The following is a 25635-nucleotide window of genomic DNA, read 5'->3' as shown; positions in this document are numbered from 1 at the left end:
CCGATCGCCGAGTTGCGCATTCAGCGATCAGGGTTCATAGTGGATAAACGGAGCTGCGCAATCAGCTTCCAGGCAGTCATCCCCTGACTGCTCCTGTTCACCCTCCGGAGAGGGTCACAGGACCTCCTGAGTTACACCACTCGGAGGGGCGCTACCGCCTCGAAGGTTGCAGCCCGGGCAACCTGGGCGACATCAGTGCTGGCTCGACCCTGATTGCGGCGCTGAACAAAGCGCTTACGCCAGTCGGCCAGCCGCTGCTGGTTGAGTCCATCCAGCACACTGCGTGCGGCCTGGGCGATTTCGCCATCGGACAGCCGCTCGGGATTGCCCTCAATGCCGGCAGCCGCAAGGTGGGGGTAGGTGTTGACCGATCGGAAGATCGCGCCCAGGCTCTGCACCGCGGCCAGCACCAGGGGAACGTCGCGGCCGGCGAGTCGTTCCCGCAAGGCTCGGTCGACCTGACGGACGTACTGCCGCAGCCTTACCTTTTTTTCCCTCAGAGCCCGTGATCCGGCCGCGAGGAGAACGGTCGTTGATGTGGCCTCGGCCGTTGGCAAGGCCAGCACGTAGCCATTGTTGGTGAAACCGGTGGCCCGGAGCAGGGGCTTGAGGTGAAAGCGATCGGAAACGGCAACGAGCGGTTCCACGCTGGCTAACCGGTACGTGATCACGGTCTCGGGCGTGGCATAGACGAGCAGGGAGCGGGCCTGGAACCGCCAGAAATCGTCGTCCTCGATCAGGTTGTCGAAGGCCTCCTGCAGATCGGCCAAAGCAGCCCGCTCAGTGCCGGCAGCCTCCAGCTGGCTGATCGCCTCTTCTGCCAGAGCCCGGAGCTGGAGCCTGTCCACGTCCGTGTCCGGAGTGATCGGCGTGGTGGGGAGCACAATCGACACGCTCGGCGTGTGGCGGTGATGGGCCAGCGCCTGTCGTTCTTCGCGGGTCGGCACCGATATGGAATATTCAGCTGGCCCGGAACAAGCCCCACTATGGCCAGCCTGAGCTGGAAAGATGGGCGCTTGAGAAAGCAGAAATTCGCAACATCGAGTCGTCTCGATTGCCACTCAGCTCGCCTTTCAAACCAGGCCTTGCCTGGGGCACATCCGCTGGAGCCGCCACAGGCGAGCTCGCGAGGAGGCCGTCAAGCACCGGCACCAGAAGCGTCAGCAGGGCTGGCAGCCGTGCGATCCGCCATGGTGATTGGCCATCGTGATCGGCATGGCCGCTCCATGCCGGTGGCGGTGAAGAGACAAGCCGCAGGGCAATGCTGGGAATCAGGAAGAACAGCAGGATCCCAATCTTGTCGATGCCGAGCAGAAGAAAGACCTTGTCGTCGAGCTCTGGCTTCGACAACGCAAACAGGCGCTTGAGATGAACCAGCAGATTCCCTGGCGTGAGATGTCTGGCATCCGCGATGTGTTGATGCATGCCTACAACCGGGTGGACTCGAGGAGATCACGGTCACCCTGCGGGAGGAGATCGGCTGCCAGCCGGCCCCTCGCCCATGTGTTCCGGGTCGAGCTCACCGTGCCCCTCAGGGGGCGCAGTTACTGGAGGGTCAGGAGAGGGCCGAACGGGGGGCCATCCTCGAGCCCCTCGATCGCCGGGCGCTGGGTGACGCGCTGCTGCTGGAACTGAAAGCCTTCGGGCTGGACGTGATCGTGATCGAGCCCGGTCTGATCCGCACCCCCCTCCCCGATCTCACGTCCGCATCGATGCGCCAGGTGCAGCGCAGCTGGGCTCCTGATGGCCACTGTGACGCACTGGATCAGGAACCCGGCCAGGGACATCACCACCACGGAGCGGATTGGTGTCGACAGGCGCCAGGATTCCCCGGGTCAGCTGTTCCAACAGCGTGGGCATCCGCTCAGCCGGGCTGACGGCGCAGTTTCAGCCAGGCGAGCACCTGCCAGGCCAGTAAAATCATCACCGCCGGAAGCAGCCCCACCAGCACGATGAGATGAAATTCATCGGTGTACCCCGAGCCAAGGTTCACCAGCAGCTGCTCCAGCAGATAGGCGCCGTAGAGCGACACCAGAACGCCGCCCTCCAGGCGCGTCATCACGCCATAGCTCCAGAAGATGGGTAGGCAAGCCAGGGTGGTGAGCACCATGATCGGCAGATCCCGCTGGATCATCACCGGATCCACCCCGAGGCCCCGGCTTCCAGACACGGCAGCACTGAGTCCCAGGATCAGCAGTTGGTTGAGAAGATTGCTGCCGATCACATTGCCGATGGCAAGATCGGCCTTGCCTCGGTAGGCCGCCACCAAGGAGGTGATCAGCTCCGGCATCGAGGTGCCGGCGGCCACGATCGTGAGGCCGATCACGGTAGTGCTCACTCCCAGGGCCAGCGCAGCCGCCGTGGCTCCCTGCACCAGCAGCTGGGAGCCGCCCACCAGTAGGCCAAGGCCCGCCGCCAGCTTGACGGCGGCCACCGAGGGGGTGCTGCGCTCCGAGGCATCGATCTCATCGCCTTCATCGGGATGTTCTCGGGCGGTGCGCACCTCCCACACCGTGGTGATCACCAAGGCCACCAGCAGGGCCGCACCCGACTGCCAGGTGACCCGCCCCGTGGACGCCATGCCCCACACCGCCATCGACACCCCCAGCAGCAGGGGCACATCCCGCCGTACCAGCCGGCTCTTCACGCGCAGCGGCACGATCAGCGCGCTGAGGCCAAGCACCACCAGCACGTTGAAGATGTTGCTGCCCACGATGTTGCTCACCGCCAGGTTGTCAGCGCCGGAGATGCCCAGGTTTCCCTGAATCGTGGAGATCAGGCTCACGAACAGCTCCGGTGCGCTGGTACCCAGCGACACCACCGTGAGGCCGATCACGATCTGAGGGATCCCCAGCATCAGGGAGAGCGCCACCGAGCCGGCAACGAACAGTTCGCCGCCACCGAAGAGCAAGGCGATGCCCAGCACGATCTGCAGGGTGCTGACCAGATAGTCAGACATTTGGGAATGGAAAGTTCGCAGAATTCTGGAGCAACCCGGCAACCGTCCTCAAGGCGCCCGACATGGGGCGCTTTTGTCTTGCTGAGCTGCCCGCTGATCAGAGGTTGGGAAAACGGCGCCGGCGTTCCTGGCTGTAGGCCCACCATGGGCGCGGCTCCTCGCCGGCCAGGAATCGCTCGATCGACAGGAAGACATCGAGCACGCAGGGATCTTGCCGGCCCCCCCGCTGCCGGCAGAGACGCTGGTAGAGGTCGATGGCATCGCAGCCGATCAGATCAGCCGGCGTGGCGCAGCCAAGGGACCGCAGGACACCCGCGATCACGGGACCGACATTGGGCAGGTCGATGATCCGGCAATGGGCACGCAGGCGATCGAGAACAGCCGTGACCTGCCGACAAAGGTCTTCATCAAGCCCACCCTGACGGGCCGTGGGGCGATCCAGGCGGGCGAGCACCAGCTCCAGCAGGTCATCGAATCCCTGCACCAATGGATCCAGTCGCCGCAGTGCGCTGTGCCTGGGAGCTACGCCCTGGGCCGATCAGCGGGTAGGGGATGCAGCGCTCACCTGCTGCGCCATCGGCGCTGCGGATCGTGCAGGCAGTAAGGCGGAACAAGAGGTGTGCAACGACTGGCGTGCGCTCGACCGGGTGGAGGAATGGGCCCAGGGCAGCAGCCGCCTGGGTGAAGCCGGGCTTCAGGAACTGCATGCGGTGGTGATTGTGCGGGGACGCGGCAGGCGGCGGCGGCGAACACCGTTTCGGAGCGACGACGTACCGGTGGTGGACACCGTGAGCCGCCCACCACTGCAGCAAGTGAGCCTGCGGCTGTTGCGCCGCTGGCTTCAGTTGCGGAAGAAGAGCAGATCGATCAGCTGCCCGGGGCTGAACGGCGAGACCGATGAGCCTGGTTCCGGACTATCAGCACCTGCGAGAGGCCGCATCTGGCTGTGCTCGCGAGTGGCGACCAGCAACATGGTGCTCCACCGGAACACACCGGTGTAGCCATGATCAATCAACTCAACGGGCCAGGTGCCTGTGGCGTCTTCGAGCTGGAGGGCATCCCCGCTGCGGCGGAACTGGTAGCGGCGCCCATCGGGAAAGATCGCCGCATAGCGTTGGAGATTGCCGTCGCGACTCACAACACGGATTTCACAGGGACCGTCATAAATACCCCGCCCTTGCTGGTGCAGGCTGCAGCGTGCTGCCTGTGTTTCATTGCCGGAAGTGTCAACGGTGGTCGAAGCGAACAGCTGCTCGCTGAGAGTCGTGTTCCTGGTCCGTTTCTTCGAGCCGTCGCTCCAACAGGTCTGGTCTGGGACACTGCAGAGCGTGCCGTTGCTGAGCTGGAATTCCGACGGCCTGGGCCTGCCGCTCTGCTCGGCGGAAAGCCGCTGGCCAGCGCTGTTACCCAGATAGCGCTGTGTCAGGGAGATCGAGGGGCCCTGGTTGTCAAAGCAACGCTGGGCGTTGCGATCGCAGAGCACCCCGGGGGTTGGGTTGGTGATGGCGCCGGTGAACCACTGTGCCTGGACCGGGGTGTTCACCAGGACTGCGCCTCCGAACAGCAGGGCGAACGGGAACAGCGTGACAGCTGATCGGACCATATTCGCGAGACTTGAATTCCTATCCAAAAGCTAGGCATCATTCCAGCGCATGGCTGAGGCAAGCCTGTTCCAACCGATCGGCTACGCCAACGGATCGCATCCAGCTGCCGGAGCGCGAGAGCATCCACGGGGCCGCGGCTCTCTATGCCGCTTGGGACCACGAGGCCATCCACGCCAGCGGCCACGCGCCGCGGCTCAAGCGGGATCTGTCCGGGTCTTCGGCTCCCGCAGCGATGCCCCTGAGGAGCTGGTGGCCGAGCTGGGCAGTGTGCTCCTGGGGCGTTCATGTTTCGCAACTTCCCCAGAGGCCCCTTCGGCACTGATGCGGCAGAGCTCTGGACAGGCCGTTGCCGCAACGATTCAGCTCGAAAGGATCAGAGCGAACTGACCTGTCTAGAAGAAATAAGGACTGCCAGCCCATCGACCCGATCCTTGATCAAAGCATCGCTGAGCGGTTCAGCCACTTCCTTCGCCAAGCAGGCCATGTGAATTGCATCGAAGCCAAGGGGAAAGCGAAGCAGCATGATTCCGCCTTGGCAATAGGGGCTGAGTTTTTGTTTTGTCGAAGACCCATCTGATATCGATCCAAACGCAGCACCCACATCCTTCTTGCGGATCGTCAGCTGCCTCCTCAATTTCCATTCAATTCTCTTCTTTATCGACTCTCATGAAACAGCTCATTCCAGCCATCTCATCCCTTCTTATTGTTCTCGCCCCTTCCGCCTTCGCACAGACTATTAGTCAGTCGCAAATGCGTGCCGCCAACCTTGCACGCATGCAAGCCGAAGTGATTAATGATGGGCTGAGTAACTATTCATCAGAAAAATGCATGCATCAAACTGGCGGCGGCAGTTGCATGGTGCAAGAGAGTTCAGGGGGCTATCGCTTCCGCTTCCTTGGAGGTGCTCCCGGCTGGGATGCAAAGGGGGAAATAGGAACGCTTGAGACGGTAATCCTGGTCTCTCCCGATGGCAGATTGTCGCGAGTTGAGTACAATGGTCCTGTGCGTGTCGGCATCAGGCGTTGAATCTCAACTCCGGCCTCAAGGCGCCCACCCCGGTTGCAGTACTCAGGTTGACTGGCGAGCCTGCGCAGCCACATCGAAGGCTTCGTCCTGCTCCAGCTGGAAGACCTCCTGGACGAGCACGGCCACCCACCTGCCCTTGAATGCGTCCTGCTGGCCAATCGGCTCCCATGCCAGAGCCCAGGAACTCCCCTGCACCCGCAGGCTCAGGTACGCCGAAACAACAGCAGTGTGCAGTCGTCCTCCAGGCTGCGGCCCTGGCTAAAGCTGTGCAGTTCGCTGCGCAGCGCATCGAGGATCCCTGGCAGTGCCGCGTTGTGCAGGGTTCCCAACAGTCGCTGGCAGCCCTCAGTGCCGAAGGGCCTGCCATCTCCATCCTCAGCCTCGGTGATGCCGTCGGTGTAGGCGAACAGCAGATCGCCCCGCTCCAGATGGGTTTCCATGCTGCTGAATGTGGCCCTGGGGAGAACGCCCGCCAGCGGGCCTTGGGGCAGGGGCAGCTCCGTCACCTGCCCGCTCCTCACCAGCAGGGGCGGGCAGTGGCCGGCATTGGAGTACTCCAGCCGCCCGCTCGCGGTATCCAGGAAGCCGCAGAACAAGGTCACGAACAGGCAGGTCTCGTTGCCTTCGCAGAGGCTGGCGTTGAGCTGCTCCAGCACGGATGCGGGACAGGAGGCGCCCATCACCAGGCTGCGCAGCAGACCGATCGCGCGGGCCATGAACAGGGCCGCGCCGATGCCATGGCCCGACACATCGCCGATACAGATGAACAGCCGCCCATCGCCCACGAGGAAGGCGTCAAAGAAGTCACCGCCAACGCTGGCAGCGGGTTCCATCCGTGCACTGATGTCCAGGTCTGGGCGCTGCGGGACGAGCGGATGGCGCAACGGCAGCATGCCGGCCTGAAGCTCGCGCGCCAGCTCGAGTTCCTTGCGCAGATGCTCCAGCTCGAGCCGCTCGCGCAGGGCCTCCAGGGTGAGCCTGTTGGCGGTGCGTGCCCGGTGGGTGAGACCCCGCATCAGGTTGCGGGCCACGCCGGGCAGGGGCACCAGGCGCCTCCAGAAGAACTCCCCCTGCAGGCAGAGCACCACCGCCTCGCCTTCACAGCGCACGAGAGCCGACACCGGCTGCTGGTCGATGGCGGAGAACTCGCCGATGCATTCGCCCACCGCCACCGGAATGCTCTGGTCCGCCCGGGCCTCAGGACTGAGGTGCACCCATAGCTCACCGGAAAGGAGCACGTAGATGGTGTCGTTGGGCTCGCCGGGGCGCAGCAGGTCGGTGCCAGCGCTGAGGTGCCGCACCTCACAGCACTCGAGCCGACGGGCCAGCAGCGCCTCGTCCACGTCGCGGAACAGGGGAATCCAGCCGTAGCCATGCCGGGGGGCTGAGGGACGGGCCAGTGGGTCGGGATCGTTGCTCAGGATTGCGGTGACCAGTGCATCTCGATACTTAGTTCATTGCGGTGCTCCAGAACCCGGTAGGCCATGCCATCGGTGTAGGCGCGCACCAGGCGCAGGCCAAGTCCTCCCGGACTGGCTTCACTCAGGCTGGAGGGCAGGGGCTTGTCGCTGGCCACGAGCGGATCGAAGGGAAGACCGCCATCGCTGATCTCCAGCCGCACGCCGGCGCCGGCATCGGGGGTGATGGTGTACAGCCGCAGCAGGATCGGTTCACCGCTTTCTTTGGTGCCGCCGTGCTCCAGCAGGTTGGCCAGCACCTCGTTGAGGCAGATCTCGAGCCGGTCGATCTGCACGGCGGGCACGGCCATGCTGTCTCCACTGGCCCGCAGCCAGGCTGAAGCTCGGCGGAGTTCCAGGGGGGCGGCCTGGATCTCCAAGGGGATCGCGGCGGGAGGTGGAGGGGAAGCCATCCGGAACCTGGGGGTCACACGGTGAGCGCGTCCATGGCGGCGGCTTCGTCGTCGCAGACCGGGATGATGTCCGAGACCCCGACGGTGTCGAGGGTGCCGCGCACCACGGTGTTCTCTCCAAGCAGCAGCGCCATCCTGCCGCCCTTCAGCTCGAGTGCCTTGGCACTGTGGATGATGCAGCGCAGACCCACCGAAGCCAGAAAGGACACGCCGGTGAGATCCACCAGCACCCGGATCGGCCGGCTCGCCGCCAGAGAGGTGAAGCGCATCTCGATCTCGCCCACGCCCACCATGTCCAGGCGTCCGCTGAGGCGGATGCGCCGCAGGTCCTCGGCCAGATCCTCGTGCTCGATGGAAGTGGTGGTCATCGGGGGGGAAGGCTTCTGATCACTGCTCTGAACCGTAGCCCTGGCCTGGGGTTCGGGTCCCCGAGCTGCTGTCGTCCAGGACACATCACCCGGCCAGGGCAGTGGCCAGCTGATTGGTGCTGATCAGCCGCTGGGCCAGCTTGCGGGCCACCAGCCGGTGCAGCAACATCGCCGCCTCCGGCGCGTCCTTCTCCAGCTCCGCCAGCGCGCTCTGCGAGAGCCGCAGCGCTCTCACCTCCTCCTCGCAGATCACCGAAGCGCTGGTGGGTGTGCCCAGGTAGAAGCCGATCTCCCCCACGCAGGTGCCGGGATCCATCGTGCGCAACCGCATCGGTGCACCCTGCGGCGTTGGGCGTCGCTCCACAACCACACGACCTGAGAGCAGCAGAATCAGATCGCCGGGGGGCTGGTCCTGCCAAATGATCGTGCTGCCGGCCGGGAAGCTCACCGCCTCGAAGCATTCCAGCAGTCGCTCGAAGGCCTGCTGATCGCCCTGGCCGCGGAGTTCCCCGGCCTCCATCAGCGCCAGCGGTTCCTTGCTCTCCTGCACCGTATGCAGGGAGAGCAGTTCGTTCTCGCAGAACTCCAGGCCGTGGTCCAGATCCGCGAACCAATGCTGGCCCTCCCGTCCGCCCTGCAGGATTCCGGAGCGCAGCAGCAGCCGTAGGGTGTCGCACGAGAGTCCGCTGAACAGCAGTTCGATGCCGGCGCTCTCGCAGATCTGAGCCAGTCGCTGGAAGGTGTACAGCGCCGAGGCGTCCAGGCCGCTGGTCAGCCGCATGTCCAGAAGGATCCAGTGCGGCCTGGAAGCCGAGGGGACCTCCAGCCGTTCCATGATGGTGCGGCGCAGGATGTGGGCCGTGCCGAAGAACAGATGCCCCTGCAGGCAGATCACCAGGATCGAATCGCCGTAGCGCTCGAGCAGGCGGCTGCGGGCGGGGCTGCGATCCACATGGCTACGGCGGGTGCGGCCGGTCATCAGGCTGCGCACCGCGGAGATGCGGCTGTAGTCGACCACGAACAGCACCAGGGCGAGCACCAGGCCCGCCACCAGGGCGGCGACCCAGCCGGCCAGCATGGTGACCACCAGGATGGCCAGTAGCACCGAGTTCTCCAGCGGCGACAGGAAGCTGCGCCGGTCCAGCAGCCAGTTGGCCACCAGCGAGATCCCGAGGAACACGAGCAACCCTCCGGTCACGGCGAACGGGATCGCCTCCAGGAGCCTGGGTCCCCCCAGCCAGGCGGCCAGGCACACCAGCGCTGCGAGCAGCCCCACCGCCCGTCCCCGGGCCCCCATCTGGTCGGGAAGGGCGGTGGAGCTCAAGGAGTGAAATCCCGCCGGACTGCCCACCAGCGCTGCCAGCAGGTTGGCCAGGCCCACCATCTGCAGGTCGCGGTTGAAATCCAGCTCCCGGCGCACCGTCACTTCGATGGCGCTGGCGTTCAGCAGCGTGCCAAGACTGGCCAGGAAGGCCACCGCGAGAATGTCCGGCAGGCTGGCGGCCACCTCTCTCCAGGCCACAGGACCAGCCAGCGCGGCGGGCACCAGGCTGCGGGCGGCCATCTCGGCTGGCAACGACGGCACGAGGCCGCCCACCATCGCCGAGCCCAGGCTCCCGCCGGTCAGGCCCAGAAGCAGGTGGAAGGCGGCGATGCCGCTGATCATGAAGATCGGGATGGTCCGCCAGGACGGCCAGCGCCGCGTCCCGACGACCATGAGCACCGCAAAGCCCAGGCCGGGTAACCAGCGGCCCAGCAGGGCTGGGTCGATGAGCGCTGACCAGGTCAACTGATCAGCCGACACGCCCAGCATCACCGTGAGCCCTCCCTTCACCAGCAGGCCACCGGTGCCAGCCACAAACCCTCCCAGCACCGGAAAGGGGAGGTATCGGAACAGGTTGCCGGCCCCCCAGCGACCCAGCAGCAGGGCCGTCAGGCCGAACACGGCGGTGCTGACCATGATCAGCACGGTCACGGTGGCGAGCACATCGGCGCCGGGTGCGGCGCTGGGCAGACGGTGGGCCAGCTGGGCCGCCAGGAGCGCCAGCACGATCACCGGCAGTTCGTGGGGTCGGGCCACCGTGCCGGGGAACGAGCCCCCCAGCGCCATCACGCTCCCGATCAGCACCCCCCCGAGCAGCGTATGGCTGACACCCTCTCCCATGCCTCCCGAGAGGGATCCAGAGAAGAGCAGGGCTCCGAAGGAGATCTGTGCGAAGGCGGAGAGGCTGCCAACCGTGAGTCCGGCAGCAATCGTGGCAGGCAGGTTCTGCTTCCCGCCCTGCTCACCGGGGAGCGAATGGGAACTCATTCCATGGCTCGTGGCGCCATGAACCAAGGCTTCGTGCGCCAGCCAATCATCCTTGCTGCTGCGCAGACGCGCCAGTTCGGCGCCGTCTCCTGTGTTCTCGGAAACAAGTTGGTGGCCCGCTCGCTGGCGATGGTGCTGGGGACCGTGGCCAGGCCGCAGCGCCGGCGCACCACACCCGGGTGTCCTCCGGCAGGGCTGCAGCCGCTGCAGGGCTCAAAGAAGCCGTGGATACCGGTGGAAGCGGGTGTGGTTGATCTCCAGTTCGCAGCAGCGGATCTCAACGCAGAGCCTCCTGTCAGCGAGAGAGTCAAGCCCCCATTGACTCTCCTGTTAGTGGAGACCATACGGTGAGGTGTCCTGACCTTGCGGCCATGCGCTCGTCCCGTTGCAGCGCCAGCTTGATCGGTCTGGCCTCTGCCCTCACCTTGGTGGCTCCTGCCCTGGCCCAGCTGCCCGGTGGCGCGAAACACAAAGGGCACCATGACTGCCAGGGATCAAGACCTGCGCTTCATTGACGGCATGCTCGATCACCACAGCAGATATGACGCACTGTTGGATCTTTGATCGCAATTCTGACTAGACCAGCCATAGCAAGCCCCTCGTATCTGGAGCAGCCAAGATGAACGCGACGACGGTCAGCCAGGAGCACAGCCATCACCACGGGCAGCACGGTAGCCATGCCCCACCACTGCAAGGCGGCGGCGGGAAGGGGATGGCCAAGGACCCGATCTGTGGCATGGTCGTGCCCCGGGCCACGGCACTTTCCGCCGAGCGTGGAGGCCGCAGCTACTACTTCTGCAGCCAGACTTGCCTGCTGACGTTCCAGAATCCCGACCGTGAATTGCGCGTCATGCGCCGCCGCGTCGGGCTTGTGATCGGCGGGGTGTTGGCGCTGGCGCTGTTCCGGGCCGGTGCTTTCATCGCCCTGGCGGCGGGCGTCAGTTTGATGTCGTGGGTGCCGCTGCCGGCGCTGCCCTGGATGAGCTGGGGGATGTGGCTGTTCGTGCTCGCCACCCCCGTGCAGTTCATCGGTGGCTGGTCGTTCTATGCCGGCGCCTGGGCTGCCCTGAAGCGCCACGCCCTCAACATGGATGTGCTGATCGCCCTCGGCACCTCCGTCGCCTACTTCTACAGCGTGGTGGTGGTCTTTGCGCCCAGCTGGCTTCCGGTCGGTGTCAATGAACGGGACGTGTATTTCGAAGTTTCGGCGGTGGTGATTGCCTTCGTGCTGTTGGGCAAATTCATGGAGGAGACCATCAAGCAACGCTCCTCTGCCGCCGTGCGGAAGTTGCTCGATCTTCAGCCAGCCACAGCCACGGTGATCCGGGACGGCATGGAGATGACCGTTCCTGCCGATGCCATCGCCATAGATGAGACCGTGCTGGTGCGCCCGGGCGAGAAGATCCCCGCCGATGGCGTGGTGCTCAACGGCAGCTCCACCGTGGATGAGTCGCTGCTCACCGGCGAATCCCTGCCATTGTCCAAAAATGCCGGCGCCGAGCTGATCGGCGGCACGGTGAATGGGTCGGGGCTGCTCCGTTTTCGGGCCAGCCGCGTGGGGGCGGACACAGCCCTGGCCCAGATCGTGCACATCGTGGAGGAGGCCCAGGCCAGCACCGCCACGGTGCAGCGCCTGGCCGATCAGGTCACGGCCTGGTTCGTGCCTGCCGTGGTGCTGATCGCCTTCGCGGCGTTCGGGATCTGGACACTGGCGGGCCAGTTCAGCAGTGGCCTGCTGGCCTTCATTGCCGTGCTGGTGATCTCCTGCCCCTGTGCCCTCGGCATCGCCACCCCTGCGGCCCTGATGGTGGGGGTGGGCAAGGCCGCCGAGCAGGGCATCTTGATCCGCAGCGGCGAAGTGCTGGAGCGGGCCGAGACGCTCACCACCGTGGTCTTTGACAAGACGGGCACGCTCACCCAGGGCAAGCCGATCCTCACGGATCTGATCGCCCTGCCGGGCAGTTCGGAGCGGGAGGTGCTGCAACTGGCGGGCTCGCTGGAGCATGGTTCGGAGCATCCCCTGGCTGCTGCCATCGCCGAGGCCGTGACAACGCACAGCCTCGACCTGCTGCCGATTGACCACTTCGAGGCCCAGGTTGGTGAAGGCCTCACCGCCACTGAGGGGGGAGAGCCGATCTGGCTGGGCAATCGGCACCTGGCCACTCGCTTCCTGGGCGACCTCCCTGACGACGTGCAGCAGCGACTGGCCAAACTCGAGGCCGATGGCCGCACGTCCATGCTGTTAGGCCGCTCGACACGCATCCTCGGTCTGATTGCCGTGGCCGACACCGTCAGAGCCGAAGCCGAGGAGGCCGTGGCCCTGCTCCGTCGCCGAGGTGTGCAGGTGATCATGCTCAGCGGCGATACCCGCGCCACTGCGGAGGCCATTGCCGCCCAGGTGGGAATCACCGAGGTGATCGCCGAGGTGCGTCCTGCCGACAAGGCTGGAACGATCAAGACGTTGCAGCTGGCGGGGCAAAAGGTGGCGATGGTGGGGGATGGCGTCAATGACGCTCCGGCCCTGGCCACCGCCGATATCGGCATCGCCATTGGCTCGGGTTCGGATGTGGCCAAGGAGGCCGGCGACATCATCCTGATCGGCAATGACGTGCGGCTGGTGGTGACCGCCATCGGATTGTCGCGGGCGACGATGCGCAAGATCCGCCAGAACCTGTTCTGGGCGTTCTTTTACAACATCATCGGCATCCCGATCGCCGCCTTCGGCTGGCTCAATCCGATGATTGCCGGGGCGGCCATGGCCCTGAGTTCGTTGTCGGTGATCGTAAATTCCTCCTTGCTGCGTCGCTTCCGGGCGGCCTGATCACGATGGTGCTGCTGCCAGGTGAAGCAATGACCCGGAGCGGCGTCCAGCGTCCTTCTGCGTCCCCATGCTGATGACAGGCAGACGCCATGGAGCAAAGCTGATGATGAAGCACCGACTCGCGGCGACAGCAGGGCTGGGAGTGCTCGTGCTGTCCCTGGGGGCTGCAGCGCTGTCCCAGCAACCCGCCTCGGTGGCCCCACCAGGAGGCGGGATGGGAGTGGGGCGGATGGGTCCGGGGCGGATGGGCTCCCAGTCGATGGATCAGCACTTCATCGTGATGATGATCCCTCACCACGACGGGGCGATTGCCATGGCCGATCTTGCCCTCACCCGCGCAAAGCGGCCCGAAATCAAAGAGCTGGCCAAGAGCATCAAGGCCAGCCAGACGCGTGAGAACGCTCAGATGCGCGCGTGGTATTCGCAGTGGTTCGGCCAACCCGTGCCCAGCTGGGGACAAGGCACGGACTGGGGCTGGCAAGGGGGTATGGGAATGGGACACAGGGGCATGGGGATGGGGATGGGACATATGGGCGGGGGTACGAATCTCTCGGCCCTGAGCACAGCCCAGGATTTCGACCGGGCCTTCATCGAGCAGATGATCCCCCACCACCAGATGGGCGTGATGATGGCCTCGATGGCCCAGACCAACAGCGAGCATCCGCAACTGCGGGCGATGCAGCAGGCCATGGTCAAGGACCAAAGCCGGGAGATCGAGCAGATGACGCAGTGGTACCGCAGCTGGTACGGCTAGCCCTGACTCCTCACCAGATCGGCTCAGACGGACCCCCTGCACCGATGAGCACCAGATCTGCTGCGGGCCGGGGTGCCCAAGGTTGAGCACCTGCTGGCCCGCAATCGGTGCCACCATGGGTTTCGGCACCGCTGAGACCTGATGCGGCATCCGGCAGAGCGCCGCCGGCAGATCCGCTCGGTGCGGCTGCAACGGCAGGGCGGGGTGCTTCAGGCCGAGCACTTCCAGCGCTGGCACCGGCACTGGCGGGAGCCCTACCGCTTCATGCTGGCGATCCCCTGGCCGGGTTTCCTGCTGGCCATCGCCGCCAGCTTCCTGCTCCTGAATCTCGCCTTCACCCTGCTCTATGCCCTGGATCTCGGCGGCATCGGCGGCACGCCGATGGGGCAGACGCTGACGCTGCTGGATGCTTTTTTCTTCAGCGTGCAGACGCTCAGCACCATCGGCTACGGCCTGCTCCACCCCACCAGCCTCTGGGTGAATCTGGTGGTGACGGTGGAAGCCTTCCTCGGGCTGCTGTTCATCGCCGTCACCACCGGTCTGGCCTTCGCCCGCTTCTCCCGCAGCCGCGCACGGCTGCTGTTCAGCCGAGTGGCCACGATCGAGCCGTGGCAGGGCTGCCCCACCCTCACCTTCCGCGTGGCCAGCGTGCGCCAGACCAGCCTGGTGGACGGCCGGATCCAGGCCTCGCTGGCCATCGACGAGGACTGCCCCGACGGCCGCACGATGCGCCGCATCGTGCCCTTGCCCCTGGTGCGCGACCAGTCGATCTCCCTCCAGCTGATGTGGACGGTGATGCACCGCATCGACGCCGACAGCCCCCTCCACGGCCTGGGCAGAGAGGATCTGGAGCGGCGCCACGGCGAAATTGTGGTGGCCTTCCAGGGGATCGACGAGATCCTGCTGGCGCCGGTGCACTTCCGCTGCAGCTACGGCGCCGGCGACCTGCGCTTCGAGGAGCGCTTCAGCGACATGGTGCGGATGGACGGACCGGACAGCATCTGCCTGGATTTCAGCCGCTTCGATGAGACTGAGCCGCTCGATCCGCCGCTCAATCAGCCTTTGATGCCAGGTGCTCCCGGCCATGGGGCGTGAGGAAGTCGATCTCCGGACCCACCGGCACCACCCCGGTGGGGTTGATGGTGCCGTGGCTCTGGTAGTAATGCCGTTTGATGTGATCGACGTTCACCGTGTGCGCCACGCCCGGCACCTGGAACAGATCGCGGGTGTAGGCAAACAGGTGGGGGTAATCGACCAGCCGCCGGAGGTTGCACTTGAAGTGCCCCACATACACCGGATCAAAGCGCAGCAGGGTGGTGAACAGGCGCCAGTCCGCCTCGCTGAGGGCTGAACCCGTGAGATAGCGCCGGCTGGCCAGGCGCTCCTCCAGCGCATCGAGGGTGGCGAACAGCGGACCCAGCGCCTCCTCGTAGGCCTGCTGGCTGGTGGCGAACCCGCAGCGGTACACACCGTTGTTCACCGTGCTGTAGATCCGCTCATTCAGCCCATCGATCTCTTCACGCAGCGGCGGCGGGTAGAAGTCGCCCTCCCGGGCGCCAAGGTGATCGAAGGCGCTGTTGAACATCCGGATGATTTCGGAGGATTCATTGCTCACGATCGTGCGCTGCGCCTTGTCCCACAGCACCGGCACCGTGACACGGCCGGAGTAACAGGGATCGGCCCGGGTGTAGAGCTCGTGCAGCACCGCAACCCCCTCGTTGGGATCAGGAATCACCCCATCCCCTTCGCGGAAGGTCCAGCCCTGCTCCCCCATGAACCAGTGCACCACCGACAGCCCGACCAGGCCCTCCAGGCCCTTGAGGGCACGAAAGATCAGGGTGCGGTGGGCCCAGGGGCAGGCCAGCGACACTTAGAGGTGATAGCGACCGGCTTCTGCCGCAAAGCAACCCACCCCGCTCGGCCCGGGCGAGCCGTCCGCTGTGATCCAGTTGCGGAAGGCGGCGCGGGAGCGCTCGAACCGCCCGCCGCTGCTGCTGGTGTCGTACCACTGGTCGGTCCAGACCCCATCCACCAGCAGGCCCATCGCGGTCGGTCGTGCGCCAGCGGACCCTAACGGGGATCTGCTGGAACCCCGGGTGCGCGGCAGGCGGTGCCTGCCCGAGGCGGTTCAGGTGTGGGACAGAACCTGGACTGCTGGTGGTGAGCGGTGGATCCGAACGCTTCCATCGCCGGCCTGGCCCGCGCCATTCCGCTGTCCGTGGACATCTTCACCGGTCGGCTGTCGCGCATGATCGATCGCGTCCGCTTTCTTCAGGAGGCGCAGGATCGGGTGGAGCCATCCCAGTCCGAGGACCTGGAGCGTGCCTTGCAGGTGCAGCGACGCCGCACCTGATGACTGAGCCTCGGCTGCTCTCAAAGCCCCCTGCGTCGAGCAGCTTGAGCACAACAGCTTTACCCTTCCTTCCTGGTGATTGAGGCACTGGTGCGGCGCTCCGGTGAGGCCAAAACGAGCCTTGCGCCAGAGCGGAAGACGCAAATGCCCGCAATTCGGGCAGCACACAGACGAGACCCGGCATCACCATCAGCCCAGGCCAACACCTTGGCTCGTTTGGGGTTGCCCCCACTGCCGGGCACGCTGAGGATCCGCGGCAAGGACCATCGCCATCAGGCCCGATCGCAGCACCGCCACCTCGCTGGCGGAGAAGCGGTAGTCCTTGGGGAGCCCCTGATCCCGTTCATTCGCCACCTGCTTGCTGGGGCGGCCGCCGCCCTCGTCGTCATCGCTGGCAAGAGGAGCAGCACGAGCAAAGCGGCGCCCGAGGTGGCCATGGCCGCACCCCGGATCACGGCTGCGGAGCGGAGCACACTCAGAAAGGCCGAGGAGATGGGGGCGCTCCACCTCAGCGGGGGCTTGCGGCCCCGTCTCCCCTGACCCCAGGCCTGACGCAGGCAGCCCTCAGCCCGCGGCCAGGCATTCGCGATCACGGCCCACCGTTTCCGCCCTGAAGAAGTGACAGATGGGGCCGTCGCGGTCGGAGCGGAACCGCACCCGAGAGCCAGGGGCGACCGCCTGCAGGCCGGCCAGCAGCTGCTCCAGCACCGCGCCGCTCAGCGGGGCGCCGCTGCCCATCCCCTCGCGGCTGCTCAGCAGCAGCCCCAGTTCCGCACCGGCACGCAGCTCCAGCAGCACCTGCACCGAAAGGGCCCGGGGGCCTGCCGTCAGGGCGATCGAGGCGTTGCGGCCATCCAGCCAGGTGAAGGTGCCGCCCAACTCCCTGGCCAGCGCCGCGAGCGCAACCCGAAACGCCTCGCCATCGGCGACGGGAGAGAGCAGGACTTCCAGGCGGGCCATGACAGCGGGAGGGGGCCTTGATTCTGGACAGGTCAGGACGCGAAAAGAGCGCAAACGCAATGAATCCATGCCCGGGCTGAGGGGCATGGGCGTCCATCTGGGTCGCTGGATCAGTCCTCGGGGAGTGGCCCATCCTCGATCAACTCCAGACCCCGCTGCACACTGCACCGATGCTCAGGAACGGCCTGCTGCATCTGGCCGACCCAGCGCGCAACGGTGCTGTCGGTCGGCGACGGCGACACCATCACGGTGCGGCTTGATATGAAGACCACCGACCGCTGCGGCCGCACCGTGGCCGAGGTGATGACAGGCACCAACATCAACCTGGCGAAGGTGGACGACGGCCCGGCCTTTGCCCACCGCCGCGACCTGGATCAGTGCGCCTCGCGGAAATTCATGGGGCAAGGTCCAGCGCCGCCGTGCTGGATGCCAAGGGCGGCCGCAAGCTCAGCTATGAAACAACGCTGAGGTTCTGCTGGATCGGCAGCGGGATCGGACCGCCACCGCACAATCCGGTTCGCACCGAGCAGCGGCCGTGGGGCATGATCCCGAGCTCCATCAGGCCGGCCTCCACCACGCGAGCGGCGATCACGTCTGGAATCACTCCCTCAACCGCGGCCTGCGACTCGACCGCAGCGAGCAGGACAGCAGGGAGCCGCCACCCCGCCGGTTGCGGCACTCCTTTGTCTGTGGCCGTCTCTGAGCCGATCTCGGTGGCCATGGCGAACCAGCATGCCTGCTTTGGTTATGGCCACGGGCCGGAGCACCCGTCAAGCGAAACAGGCCCTCCCCGGCATGGGGCGCAAGCGTGCAGCGATGGGGGGCAGGGGATCGCCAGGCGGGTGAGCAGCTCCTGTGCCGAGCGCTCGCTCCAGGGCAGACCGGCCTGAACAGAGCCGCTCCGCGCTGATCGGCAACGGGCGCGGCCCCCACCCGGCACCCACCTCGACAAACCCGTTACATCCTGTTACAGTTCACTCAACACTTCGTCACCTCCATGACCGACACCACTCCCCGCTTCGGGTTCAGCGCCTTCGCCGAAACCTGGAATGGCCGCCTGGCCATGCTCGGCTTCGTGATCGGCCTCGGCACCGAGCTGCTCACCGGCCAGGGCATCCTCTCCCAGATCGGCCTGGGTTGATCGCCATGTCCGCTGATTACTCCACCGCCATCGCCGGCGTCACCGCCCTGGTGATCGTGCTCACTTCCATGGTGGCATTTGTGCTGTCCCGCCCCAGCGACCTCGCCCCCCACAACCCCCGATGACCAACACCCAGCAGAACCACCTGGAGCAGCTCAAGCGGGCTGAGCTCTTCAACGGCCGCGCCGCCATGCTCGGCCTTGTGATCGGCGTGGTGGTGGAAGGGCTCACCGGTTTCGGGATCGCTCACCAGATCGGCCTCGGAGCCCTGGTGGACGGTTACGCCGCCTGCCGCACCCAGTTCCTGCCCTTCTGCTTCTGAGGTCTTCGCAACGTCGAGACCCCCATCAACCCCCGGGCTCAGCCTGGGGGTTTTCACGTGGCCCATCATCGCGGCCAGGCGTGCCCTCGCCGCTGATCCACTCCTCCGGCGCCGGCATGCACACGGGCCTGTCGCGATCCAGAGCCTGCAGCGCCTCGAGACTCTCGGCGGTGCGAACCTCCACCGCGTAGCGCATCGAAGACCCCACCCCGGTGCCGCGATAGCGGCCGCTCACGGGCGCCGCCAGGTGGTGATCGGGAGACGCCGCCAGCACCACATGGCCGTCGGCCACCGCCAGCCCGAGACTGGGGTCGTAGCCCCGCCAGCCAGCCCCCGGCAGGTACACCTCGGCCCAGGCATGCAGTTCGTGCTCGCTCACCTCCTCGGGATGGTGCATCGAGTAGCCGCTCACGAAGCGGGCGGCCAGCCCCAGGCTGCGGCAGGCCTGCACATAGAGGATGGCGGTGTCGCGGCAGGCACCGGTGCGGCCCAGAAGGGTGTCTGCGGCGCCCATCGGCTCCCCGTCGGGCCGGCCGATGTGGTGGAAGCCGTGGTGGATCGTGTCGGCCAGATGCATGAGGAAGTCGGTGGCCGAGCCATCCACCGCTGAGGCCAACTCGGCTGCCCATTGGCGCACCGGTTCAGCGATGGGCGGCCCCTGCCCCTGCAGACAGGGGGCCAGGGAGAGGGCTTCACCGGGCGGGTAGGCAGCCGGCAGGCCCCTGACCGGAGGGTGGGTAATGATCCAGTCGAAGGGGTTCTCCCTCAAGGTGCGCACCACCATGTCCACCTCGAGGGTGAGCTCCTCCCGCAGCGTGTCGAACCACAGCACCACGGCCTCGCCGCCGTCAGGCTCCAGCACGCGGCTGCTGCCGCTCGGCTCCGGGGTCACCTGAAGCTGGTGATGCAGCAGCCGCTGGGCGGGATCGGAGCGGGGAGTGAGCCGAACCGTGGTGGGCTCAAGAAACACCGGCCGCTCATAGGCATACCGCAGGGCGTGGCGAACGTGAAAGAGCATGCTTCGAAGGGCTCCATGCCCATCAGAGTGACATCAGACGGCCTGAAGCTCGGCGCTGTGGACGTGCCGCCGATTGACGGGGTCGGCGAGGCGGCATCCAAAGTTGATCACTCCCTGCTGCAGGAAGCGGATCAGGCCGGAGACCACCTGTCGTTCCTGCGGAGTGAAGTGGTCACGATGGTGGGCCAGCCAGTGGATCTCCTGAACGGTGATCACGCCGGAGGTGATGGCCTGCCGGTGCACCTGAGAAACGCTCATGGTTCCAGATGTGAAGTATTACAAAGCTGGCGCGTCCACCCACCCGGCGCGTGGCGGTTATCCGGCTGTCATGACGCCCTGGAGCCAACGCCAGCCGGACCCACACTCGCGGCATAGCTCTGATCCTCCGTAGCGCAGAGCCAGTCCCAGAAGGTGAAGTAGAGGCCGAAATGCACCCCGGGGCGGCGGTGATGCAGGCAATGGTGTGCCGGGCCGATCAGCCAGCGACCGAACAGGTGGTGGGGGAAGCGCTGGGGCAGATGATCCAGATCCACATGGTTCACGATCGCCCACACCGTCATGGTGCTCAAGACAGCCACCAGGGTGATCAGGTGCAGGGGCACCAGCGCCACCACCAGCACCAGGAACAGGGCCTGCACCACCGCTTCAGGTGGATCGAAGGCAAACGACGTCCAGGGGGTGGGATGGTGTGAGCGGTGATGGCCGTGGTGGCACCAGCGATACAGCAGCGGATGGTGAAACAGTCGGTGGGTCGCATAGAACACGGCGTCCTGGAGGATCAGCACCGCCAGATAACTGACGGCGATGTACCACCAGCCGTAGGCATCGGGCCGGGCGTAGAGACGGGTGAGCCCCTGGGCCTGCAACCACAGCACCAGGCCCGCGGCCAGGGCAAACACCGCCGCGGAAACCACCGACAGCCGGATGTCATGGCGAATCCCCTCGTCGCGGCGGCGGCGCTGCGCTGGGGTGGGCTTCGGCGTTCGGCCCCGGCCCCAGAGGCGCAGCAGCCACCAGGATCCCCCGGCGGTGAGCAAGTAGCGCCCCAGGATGATCAGGAAGAGCACCACCCCATCGAGCACCAGGGAATGGCCGCTCCAGGACCGGTGGAGCAGGCTGAGATCGGGACAGGGGAGGGGCCCGCAGCTGAGACCCAAGCCGGCATGGACTGGAGCCGGGCTGAGCGGATCCACACGCATCAGAAGGCTGCCGCCGATGGCTGTTTGGATGGCTGTGCCGATGGTGATGCCGATGACGTGCTGAGGGGCGCGATGGGCGAGAGCCAACGTTAGGAGGGCCTGTCGCCCCAGAGTCACCCAAGGCACTGCAACACAAGGCCCGAAGGCGGCCCTGCAGAGCGCTGGGGCCAGGGATCACACGATGGGTCCCCTCTGCTGATCCGGCAGGGGCCTGGGTGGAGGGGATCTGAACAGCGGCACAACACTGCTGAGGCCGATCATCAGAAAGGAGAATGCCCCCAGGAGGGCCAGCAGGCGCAGGGGCAGTGACAGGCTCGGCCCGGTGGGCAGGTCGTCGTCATCGTCGGGGGGATGTCCGATCGGACGACCAGGCCCGCCCTTGTGCCGCTGGGCCATCGGGCCCCCGGAATCAATCTTCCTCGTCGGTGCCGCCGATGGGAATGAGCTTGATCTGTTTGCGGCCCAGCTTGATCTCAAACTCGTCGCCGGGCTGCAGGCCGAGCTGGGCGGTGTAGGCCTTGCCCACCAGCAGATTGCCGTTGAACTGCACCTTGGTGACGTAGCTGAGCTTGCGGCCACCCTTGCCACGGCCCTGGGCGGCGCCATCCCCAAGGCTCACGCCCTTGGCTTCCAGCAGCGCTTCGTAGAAGGCCGTGAAGTTGAGCCGCTCGCTGCCGTCCTTCTTGGTGCTCACGTAGCCGCATTCACGCACGAGCTCCGATTTGGAGGCGTCACCGAGCTCCTTCACCCGGGTGAGAAGTTCCTGTCCCGTCAGCATGGTTCAAACCATCAACATCGAAAGCATAGCGAATCAGTGATCAGGGCGATCAACGCCGGTTGGGCTGTGGGGATCACACCAGGCTTCAGCGGTTGAGGCGCTGCATCTGCCAAGTGACAAAGGTACCCACAGGGCTCCAGAGGAGATAGGGAACCAGCAATAACCAGCCCACTGCGCTCACGCGAGCCACGGCGATCGTCAGAGCAATGCCCCACACCCAGCCGATGAATCCAACCGCGGTGCCGGAATCCAGCCGGCGGGTGCGGCAGATCAGCCAGGTGTAGCTCTGCACCAGCACCAGCAACAGCAGGTACCCGGCCATGAGATCCCAGCGACCACTGGCGGTCCACACCAGCAGCGCCGAAACGAAGAAACATCCGTAGATCAGCAACCAGATCAGGGGAATCAGGGGCTCGAAGGTGAGCCATGGCGGCCGGCGCAGCTGCAGGAACCAGGCAAAATCCGCTCGCCGTGGATTGAGGCTGACCACCACCAGCGCCATCACCACCAGGATCGCCAGGGCAGCACGCACAACAACTGGGAATCACGGACACCACACTCCCACGGCACAATCCCCACCCACCCACCGGGGTTCAGCTGAGACAATGGCCCCAGCAGCGGCCGGCGGCGGGCCCATGACCTTCAGTGCCAAGACCGAATACGGCCTGGTGGCCCTGATCGAGCTGGCCGCGGTGGAGCCCCCCGGGAGCGCCCTTCAGGTGGGGGAAATCTGCCGCCGGCAGGGCATTCCTGCCCGCTACCTCGATCAGCTGCTCACCAGCCTGCGCAAGGGCGGGCTGGTGAGCAGTATGCGTGGCCCCCGCGGCGGCTATCAACTGGCCCGTGCGCCTGCCGCGATCACCGTGGCCGAGGTGATCAGCTGCCTGGAGCGGGGCACAACGGCCGAGCGCCAGGGAGACCGCTCCACGCTGGAGTTCGGCGTTGTGTCCGGCCTTGAGAGACAACTCGAGCAGGCCCGCGCCCGCCTGCTCAACAGCACCACCCTGGAGCACCTGCTCGAAGAGCGGGCGGCCAGGGCTCAGCCCCAGCAGATGTTCTACATCTGAGCGTTTGCAGCGCCAGCGCCCTGATCGGGGCGGCTCTTACCCTGCATCCTGCGCACCAACCTCGATGGCAGCTGAGGGAATCAGGGCTGGAGCCACACGCCGCCGCCGTCGCCCGGGCCGCACCCAGCTGAGCGCAGCCCTGGCGGCGGCGCTGGTGACCCTGCCGCTGCTGGTGGGCTGCCGCCAGCAGGGCGAGGGCAGCAGGCCGGCGCCGCCCCCCCTCAGCGTCAGCACCGAGACGCTGTCTGCCACCCCCTTCAGCTCCACCATCGACACGATCAGCACCCTGGAGGCGATCGAGGAGGTGCAGCTCTCGTCCCAGGCGGGGGGACGCATCCGCGAGCTGCGGGTGAGCCAGGGCAACCCGGTGCGCGCCGGTGAGCTGGTGCTCGTGCTCGACCAGGTGCAGGCCCGCTCCGAGGTGGCCCGCCTGCGCGCCCAGGCCCGCACCGACCAGATCAATGCCGAGCGCTTTGCCGCCCTTGCCGCCCAGGGAGCAGCCAGCGTGCAGCAGCGCGATGAGTTTCGCCAGCAGGCTGTGGCGTCGCGGGAGGAATTGCGGGCCGCCGAAGCCGACCTCGCCTTCCGCGACGTGCGCGCACCGATCAGCGGCATCGTGGCCGACCTGCAGGTGAAGGTGGGGGATGTGATCGAGGCCAACGAGCCCTTCACGCGCATCGTGCGCAACGACCAGCTCCAGGCGCGGCTGGAGGTGCCGGCCCTCTACGCCGAGCGCGTGCGGCCGGGGCAGACCGTGGTGCTGCTCGATCCCTCCGGCGAGCGGGAGCTCGGCCGGGGCCGGGTGGGCTCGGTGGATCCGCTGATCGATGACGCCAGCCAGTTCCTGCTGGCCAAGGCCGAATTCAACAACCCCACAGGCAGCCTGCGCAGCGGCCTGCGCAGCCTCACGCGGCTGCTGCTGGAGGAGCGCCGTGAGCTCTCAGTGCCCTTCCAGGCCGTGAGCCAGCAGTCCGGCCAGGCGTTCGTGTTCGTGCCCGGCAGCCTGGCCGATCTCGAGCAGAACCCCGGACGGGTGGATCTCGAGAGCCTGCGCAACCTGCCGGCCGGCAGCCGCTTCGCCATCCAGGTGCCGGTGCGGCTCGGCCCGTTGCAGAACAACCGCTACCCCCTGCTCAGTGGCCTGGAGCCTGGCCAGGCGGTGATCACCTCCAGGCTGATCAACCTGCGCCACGGGCTGCCGATCCAGCTCGGTGGCCCAGCCTCACCCTCCGGCAACTCCTAGGGCGGATACCCATGCCCTGCGAAACCGTCGGTGGGGGCCGATCATGGAGAGGTCTGTGGCCCAAGGGCCAACGGAATGGTTTCGCTTCACACCTCCAGCAGCGCCGGCGGCAGCAGCGACACCCTTGGCGGTCATGGCCTTGAAGCCCGCCTGCGCCAGCTCCACAGCCAGTTGCTGGAGGTGGTGCCGGCGGTGGACCGGATCAGTTGTGCCCTCTACGACCAGCACGACGACCTGCTGAGCACGTTCGTGGACAGCACCCGCTGCGGCACTCCGATCGAGGCCTACGAGTGGCGGCTGGCCGAGAGCCCCTCGCTCAGCCGGCTGGTCGGCGGCGGCGGCACCCGCGTGATCGACGACATCCCGGCCGTGGTCACGGGCGACACCCCCCATTCCCGCTGGCTGCTCGAGCAGGGCTACCGCTCCTCGTTCACCGTGCCGCTGCAGCAGCGGGGCGCCCTGATCGGTGTTCTGTTCTTCGATTCCCTTCGAAAGGCGGCGTTCACCGCCACGGTGCAGCGCAGCCTGGAACTGTTCGCCGCCCTGATCAACCTCACGATCGGCCAGGAGCTCAACCTGGTGCGCTCCATCACCACCTCGGCAGCGGTGGCCCGGGAGTTCGCCAACCTGCGCGACACCGAGACGGGCGGACACCTGGAGCGCATGGCCCACTACGCCCGGCTGATCGGCCGGGAGCTGCAGACCAGCCGCGGCCTCAGTGATGAATTCGTGGCCAACCTCTACCTCTTCTCCCCCCTGCACGACATCGGCAAGATCGGCATCCCCGACGAGGTGCTGCTCAAGCCCGGCCAGCTGAATACCGATGAGCGCCAGCTGATGGAGAACCATGTGCGGATGGGCGTGGAGGTGCTGGAGAAGCTGATCGGCGACTTCGATCTGGAGCACCGGGGGGAGGCGGCGATGATGCGCAACGTGGTGGCCGACCACCACGAATGCCTCGATGGTTCGGGTTATCCCCGCGGCCTGAGCGGCGAGGAGATCAGCCTGGAGGCGCGCATCATCACGGTGGCCGACATACTCGACGCCCTCACCAGCCACCGGCCCTACAAGCAGGCCTGGAGCCTGGAGGCTGCCCTGGAAGAGCTGGAGCGGCTGGTGGCCCTGGGCAAGCTGGATGCCGACTGCGTGGCGGCCCTGGGCCGCCGGCGACCGGAAGTGGAGGCGATCCGCGACCGTTTCCGCGACAGCGAGGCCTGATCGGGGCCACAGTGGTTGCAGCAGCAACGCAGGGATGGGAGTGCGCAGGGGTCTACGCAGGGGTCTACGCAGAGGGATCGGGCACTGGCTGCGGTGGGTGGGGGAACGGCTCGATCCCCCCGCCGGCGGCGAGCTCAGCCTGGCCAGCCGCAAGCTGCCGGCCCTGGGGGATCTCGACGACGGACCGGCCGCCGGCGATGAGGCCACCCCGTCGGTGCCCTGGCAGGGGGTGCGGGAGCGGGCCCTGGGCAAGAGCCTGGTGACCCTGCGCTCCGAAGCCCTGTACAGCCTGGGGGCCCTGCACGCCGCCCACCTGGCGGCGGCGGCGGTGTTCGACGACCGGCGGCTGGCGGCGGCGATCGCCCAGCGCAGCGGCGAGGTGGTGAGCGATGACACCCTCACCAAGCTGGCCGAAGCCGCCTCGATCTGGCATCGCGACAGTGCCTCCCTGGGCATGGCGCTCACCGCCGTGGGCGCCACCCAGGTGCCCGACCTGGTGCTGGGCGAGGCCCTGCAGGTGGATGAGCACGAGGCCGAGGCCCTCGACGCCATGACCGAGGGCTATCAGATCGAACTCAAGCGCCAGATCCTCGAGGAAGCCGACTCCTGACCCACAGGGTGCA

34 protein-coding genes and 1 pseudogene are annotated in these 25635 nt (G+C 66.4%); 15 read left to right on the top strand and 20 right to left on the bottom strand.

Going from position 1 to position 25635, the window contains the following annotated elements:
- Positions 1-131: 131 nt before the first annotated feature.
- Both KBY96_RS16415 and KBY96_RS11535 read right to left on the bottom strand, forming a co-directional pair.
- A complete protein-coding gene (locus tag KBY96_RS16415; protein ID WP_254979546.1) occupies positions 132-947 on the bottom strand; it encodes a hypothetical protein in 816 nt (271 codons plus the stop codon).
- Between the two features lie 37 nt (positions 948-984).
- Positions 985-1425: a hypothetical protein gene (locus KBY96_RS11535; protein WP_254979545.1), complete on the bottom strand. Its 441-nt coding sequence runs from the start codon at positions 1423-1425 to the stop codon at positions 985-987.
- Between KBY96_RS11535 and KBY96_RS16550 the strand changes: the two genes are divergently transcribed.
- Entirely contained in the window at positions 1369-1635 is a 267-nt protein-coding gene (locus tag KBY96_RS16550; RefSeq protein WP_396122317.1) for a HepT-like ribonuclease domain-containing protein, read from the top strand. The two genes, KBY96_RS11535 and KBY96_RS16550, sit on opposite strands and share 57 nt — an antisense overlap.
- On the opposite strand, the gene KBY96_RS11530 is transcribed toward KBY96_RS16550, so the two are convergent.
- From KBY96_RS11530 to KBY96_RS11515, 4 genes are all read right to left on the bottom strand, one after another.
- Positions 1545-1793 carry a hypothetical protein gene (locus KBY96_RS11530; protein WP_254979544.1) on the bottom strand — a complete coding sequence of 83 codons (249 nt, stop codon included), beginning with the start codon at positions 1791-1793 and terminating at the stop codon, positions 1545-1547. The two genes, KBY96_RS16550 and KBY96_RS11530, sit on opposite strands and share 91 nt — an antisense overlap.
- Positions 1794-1864: 71 nt before the next feature.
- Entirely contained in the window at positions 1865-2959 is a 1095-nt protein-coding gene (locus KBY96_RS11525) for a calcium/sodium antiporter (RefSeq protein WP_254979543.1), read from the bottom strand.
- 97 nt (positions 2960-3056) lie between these two features.
- On the bottom strand, positions 3057-3443 hold the full coding sequence (locus tag KBY96_RS11520) for a helix-hairpin-helix domain-containing protein (protein WP_254979542.1): 387 nt from the start codon (positions 3441-3443) through the stop codon (positions 3057-3059).
- Positions 3444-3800: 357 nt separating this feature from the next.
- Positions 3801-4502 carry a YcgJ family protein gene (locus KBY96_RS11515; protein WP_254979541.1) on the bottom strand — a complete coding sequence of 234 codons (702 nt, stop codon included), beginning with the start codon at positions 4500-4502 and terminating at the stop codon, positions 3801-3803.
- A gap of 71 nt (positions 4503-4573) precedes the next feature.
- Here KBY96_RS11515 and KBY96_RS11510 point away from each other — a divergent pair, with 71 nt between their 5' ends.
- Complete coding sequence (locus KBY96_RS11510) at positions 4574-4885, top strand: zincin-like metallopeptidase domain-containing protein (protein ID WP_254979540.1); 312 nt, start codon at positions 4574-4576, stop codon at positions 4883-4885.
- 51 nt (positions 4886-4936) lie between these two features.
- On the opposite strand, the gene KBY96_RS11505 is transcribed toward KBY96_RS11510, so the two are convergent.
- The gene (locus KBY96_RS11505) at positions 4937-5164 is read right to left on the bottom strand and encodes a hypothetical protein (RefSeq protein WP_254979539.1); all 228 of its coding nucleotides are present in this window, start codon (positions 5162-5164) and stop codon (positions 4937-4939) included.
- A 65-nt stretch (positions 5165-5229) separates the two neighbouring features.
- Here KBY96_RS11505 and KBY96_RS11500 point away from each other — a divergent pair, with 65 nt between their 5' ends.
- Positions 5230-5589 (top strand): hypothetical protein, encoded by a 360-nt coding sequence (locus KBY96_RS11500; RefSeq protein WP_254979537.1) that lies wholly within the window; start codon positions 5230-5232, stop codon positions 5587-5589.
- Positions 5590-5792: 203 nt separating this feature from the next.
- Here the strand turns inward: KBY96_RS11500 and KBY96_RS11495 are convergent, their stop codons facing one another.
- From KBY96_RS11495 to KBY96_RS11480, 4 genes are all read right to left on the bottom strand, one after another.
- Positions 5793-6932, bottom strand: coding sequence for a SpoIIE family protein phosphatase (locus KBY96_RS11495; protein ID WP_254979536.1), 1140 nt, complete (start codon positions 6930-6932; stop codon positions 5793-5795).
- A gap of 74 nt (positions 6933-7006) precedes the next feature.
- A complete protein-coding gene (locus tag KBY96_RS11490; protein WP_254979535.1) occupies positions 7007-7459 on the bottom strand; it encodes an ATP-binding protein in 453 nt (150 codons plus the stop codon).
- A gap of 14 nt (positions 7460-7473) precedes the next feature.
- Positions 7474-7827 (bottom strand): STAS domain-containing protein, encoded by a 354-nt coding sequence (locus KBY96_RS11485; protein WP_254979534.1) that lies wholly within the window; start codon positions 7825-7827, stop codon positions 7474-7476.
- An 85-nt stretch (positions 7828-7912) separates the two neighbouring features.
- Complete coding sequence (locus KBY96_RS11480) at positions 7913-10021, bottom strand: SulP family inorganic anion transporter (RefSeq protein WP_254979551.1); 2109 nt, start codon at positions 10019-10021, stop codon at positions 7913-7915.
- Between KBY96_RS11480 and KBY96_RS11475 the strand changes: the two genes are divergently transcribed.
- The 4 genes from KBY96_RS11475 (at position 9971) to KBY96_RS11460 (ending at position 14808) form a co-directional block, all read left to right on the top strand.
- On the top strand, positions 9971-10489 hold the full coding sequence (locus tag KBY96_RS11475; RefSeq protein WP_254979552.1) for a hypothetical protein: 519 nt from the start codon (positions 9971-9973) through the stop codon (positions 10487-10489). The genes KBY96_RS11480 and KBY96_RS11475 overlap by 51 nt on opposite strands.
- 268 nt (positions 10490-10757) lie before the next feature.
- The gene (locus KBY96_RS11470; protein ID WP_254979532.1) at positions 10758-12959 is read left to right on the top strand and encodes a heavy metal translocating P-type ATPase; all 2202 of its coding nucleotides are present in this window, start codon (positions 10758-10760) and stop codon (positions 12957-12959) included.
- Positions 12960-13218: 259 nt separating this feature from the next.
- The gene (locus KBY96_RS11465) at positions 13219-13713 is read left to right on the top strand and encodes a DUF305 domain-containing protein (protein ID WP_254979530.1); all 495 of its coding nucleotides are present in this window, start codon (positions 13219-13221) and stop codon (positions 13711-13713) included.
- A gap of 141 nt (positions 13714-13854) precedes the next feature.
- Entirely contained in the window at positions 13855-14808 is a 954-nt protein-coding gene (locus KBY96_RS11460; protein ID WP_254979528.1) for an ion channel, read from the top strand.
- Here KBY96_RS11460 and KBY96_RS11455 read toward each other — a convergent pair.
- Positions 14765-15757: pseudogene (locus KBY96_RS11455) on the bottom strand (glutathione S-transferase family protein). The gene KBY96_RS11460 and the pseudogene KBY96_RS11455 overlap by 44 nt on opposite strands.
- Before the next feature lie 123 nt (positions 15758-15880).
- On the opposite strand from KBY96_RS11455, the gene KBY96_RS11450 reads away from it, so the two are divergent.
- Positions 15881-16066, top strand: coding sequence for a DUF2721 domain-containing protein (locus KBY96_RS11450; protein ID WP_254979526.1), 186 nt, complete (start codon positions 15881-15883; stop codon positions 16064-16066).
- Positions 16067-16630: 564 nt separating this feature from the next.
- Here the strand turns inward: KBY96_RS11450 and KBY96_RS11445 are convergent.
- Positions 16631-17026 carry a hypothetical protein gene (locus KBY96_RS11445; RefSeq protein WP_254979525.1) on the bottom strand — a complete coding sequence of 132 codons (396 nt, stop codon included), beginning with the start codon at positions 17024-17026 and terminating at the stop codon, positions 16631-16633.
- A 216-nt stretch (positions 17027-17242) separates the two neighbouring features.
- On the opposite strand from KBY96_RS11445, the gene KBY96_RS11440 reads away from it, so the two are divergent.
- The gene (locus KBY96_RS11440; RefSeq protein ID WP_254979523.1) at positions 17243-17494 is read left to right on the top strand and encodes a thermonuclease family protein; all 252 of its coding nucleotides are present in this window, start codon (positions 17243-17245) and stop codon (positions 17492-17494) included.
- On the opposite strand, the gene KBY96_RS11435 is transcribed toward KBY96_RS11440, so the two are convergent.
- A complete protein-coding gene (locus KBY96_RS11435; protein ID WP_254979522.1) occupies positions 17478-17747 on the bottom strand; it encodes a hypothetical protein in 270 nt (89 codons plus the stop codon). The two genes, KBY96_RS11440 and KBY96_RS11435, sit on opposite strands and share 17 nt — an antisense overlap.
- Before the next feature lie 276 nt (positions 17748-18023).
- Here KBY96_RS11435 and KBY96_RS11430 point away from each other — a divergent pair, with 276 nt between their 5' ends.
- Together KBY96_RS11430 and KBY96_RS11425 are read left to right on the top strand one after the other, a co-directional pair.
- Positions 18024-18167 carry a high light inducible protein gene (locus tag KBY96_RS11430; RefSeq protein WP_254979521.1) on the top strand — a complete coding sequence of 48 codons (144 nt, stop codon included), beginning with the start codon at positions 18024-18026 and terminating at the stop codon, positions 18165-18167.
- A 121-nt stretch (positions 18168-18288) separates the two neighbouring features.
- The gene (locus tag KBY96_RS11425; protein WP_254979520.1) at positions 18289-18489 is read left to right on the top strand and encodes a chlorophyll a/b-binding protein; all 201 of its coding nucleotides are present in this window, start codon (positions 18289-18291) and stop codon (positions 18487-18489) included.
- 25 nt (positions 18490-18514) lie between these two features.
- Here the strand turns inward: KBY96_RS11425 and KBY96_RS11420 are convergent, their stop codons facing one another.
- The 6 genes from KBY96_RS11420 to KBY96_RS11395 form a co-directional block, all read right to left on the bottom strand.
- Positions 18515-19507 carry a transglutaminase family protein gene (locus tag KBY96_RS11420; RefSeq protein ID WP_254979518.1) on the bottom strand — a complete coding sequence of 331 codons (993 nt, stop codon included), beginning with the start codon at positions 19505-19507 and terminating at the stop codon, positions 18515-18517.
- Between the two features lie 33 nt (positions 19508-19540).
- Entirely contained in the window at positions 19541-19765 is a 225-nt protein-coding gene (locus KBY96_RS11415) for a hypothetical protein (RefSeq protein ID WP_254979517.1), read from the bottom strand.
- A gap of 68 nt (positions 19766-19833) precedes the next feature.
- The gene (locus KBY96_RS11410; protein ID WP_254979516.1) at positions 19834-20706 is read right to left on the bottom strand and encodes a sterol desaturase family protein; all 873 of its coding nucleotides are present in this window, start codon (positions 20704-20706) and stop codon (positions 19834-19836) included.
- A gap of 174 nt (positions 20707-20880) precedes the next feature.
- Complete coding sequence (locus tag KBY96_RS11405) at positions 20881-21102, bottom strand: hypothetical protein (protein WP_254979514.1); 222 nt, start codon at positions 21100-21102, stop codon at positions 20881-20883.
- Between the two features lie 13 nt (positions 21103-21115).
- Positions 21116-21484 (bottom strand): AbrB family transcriptional regulator, encoded by a 369-nt coding sequence (locus tag KBY96_RS11400; protein ID WP_254979513.1) that lies wholly within the window; start codon positions 21482-21484, stop codon positions 21116-21118.
- 85 nt (positions 21485-21569) lie between these two features.
- Positions 21570-22016 carry a tryptophan-rich sensory protein gene (locus tag KBY96_RS11395; RefSeq protein ID WP_254979512.1) on the bottom strand — a complete coding sequence of 149 codons (447 nt, stop codon included), beginning with the start codon at positions 22014-22016 and terminating at the stop codon, positions 21570-21572.
- Between the two features lie 73 nt (positions 22017-22089).
- On the opposite strand from KBY96_RS11395, the gene KBY96_RS11390 reads away from it, so the two are divergent.
- The 4 genes from KBY96_RS11390 (at position 22090) to KBY96_RS11375 (ending at position 25622) form a co-directional block, all read left to right on the top strand.
- Positions 22090-22551 (top strand): Rrf2 family transcriptional regulator, encoded by a 462-nt coding sequence (locus KBY96_RS11390; RefSeq protein ID WP_254979511.1) that lies wholly within the window; start codon positions 22090-22092, stop codon positions 22549-22551.
- A gap of 64 nt (positions 22552-22615) precedes the next feature.
- Positions 22616-23794 (top strand): efflux RND transporter periplasmic adaptor subunit, encoded by a 1179-nt coding sequence (locus tag KBY96_RS11385; RefSeq protein WP_254979510.1) that lies wholly within the window; start codon positions 22616-22618, stop codon positions 23792-23794.
- Positions 23795-23869: 75 nt separating this feature from the next.
- A complete protein-coding gene (locus tag KBY96_RS11380; RefSeq protein WP_254979506.1) occupies positions 23870-25012 on the top strand; it encodes an HD-GYP domain-containing protein in 1143 nt (380 codons plus the stop codon).
- A 97-nt stretch (positions 25013-25109) separates the two neighbouring features.
- Positions 25110-25622 (top strand): hypothetical protein, encoded by a 513-nt coding sequence (locus tag KBY96_RS11375; RefSeq protein ID WP_254979504.1) that lies wholly within the window; start codon positions 25110-25112, stop codon positions 25620-25622.
- The last annotated feature ends 13 nt before the right edge of the window (positions 25623-25635 follow it).

This window comes from Cyanobium sp. ATX 6A2, from assembly GCF_024346355.1.
In the GTDB taxonomy this organism is placed as follows: domain Bacteria; phylum Cyanobacteriota; class Cyanobacteriia; order PCC-6307; family Cyanobiaceae; genus NIES-981.
Note: the sequence above shows the minus strand (reverse complement) of the source record. Positions and strands in the feature narration are given on the sequence as shown.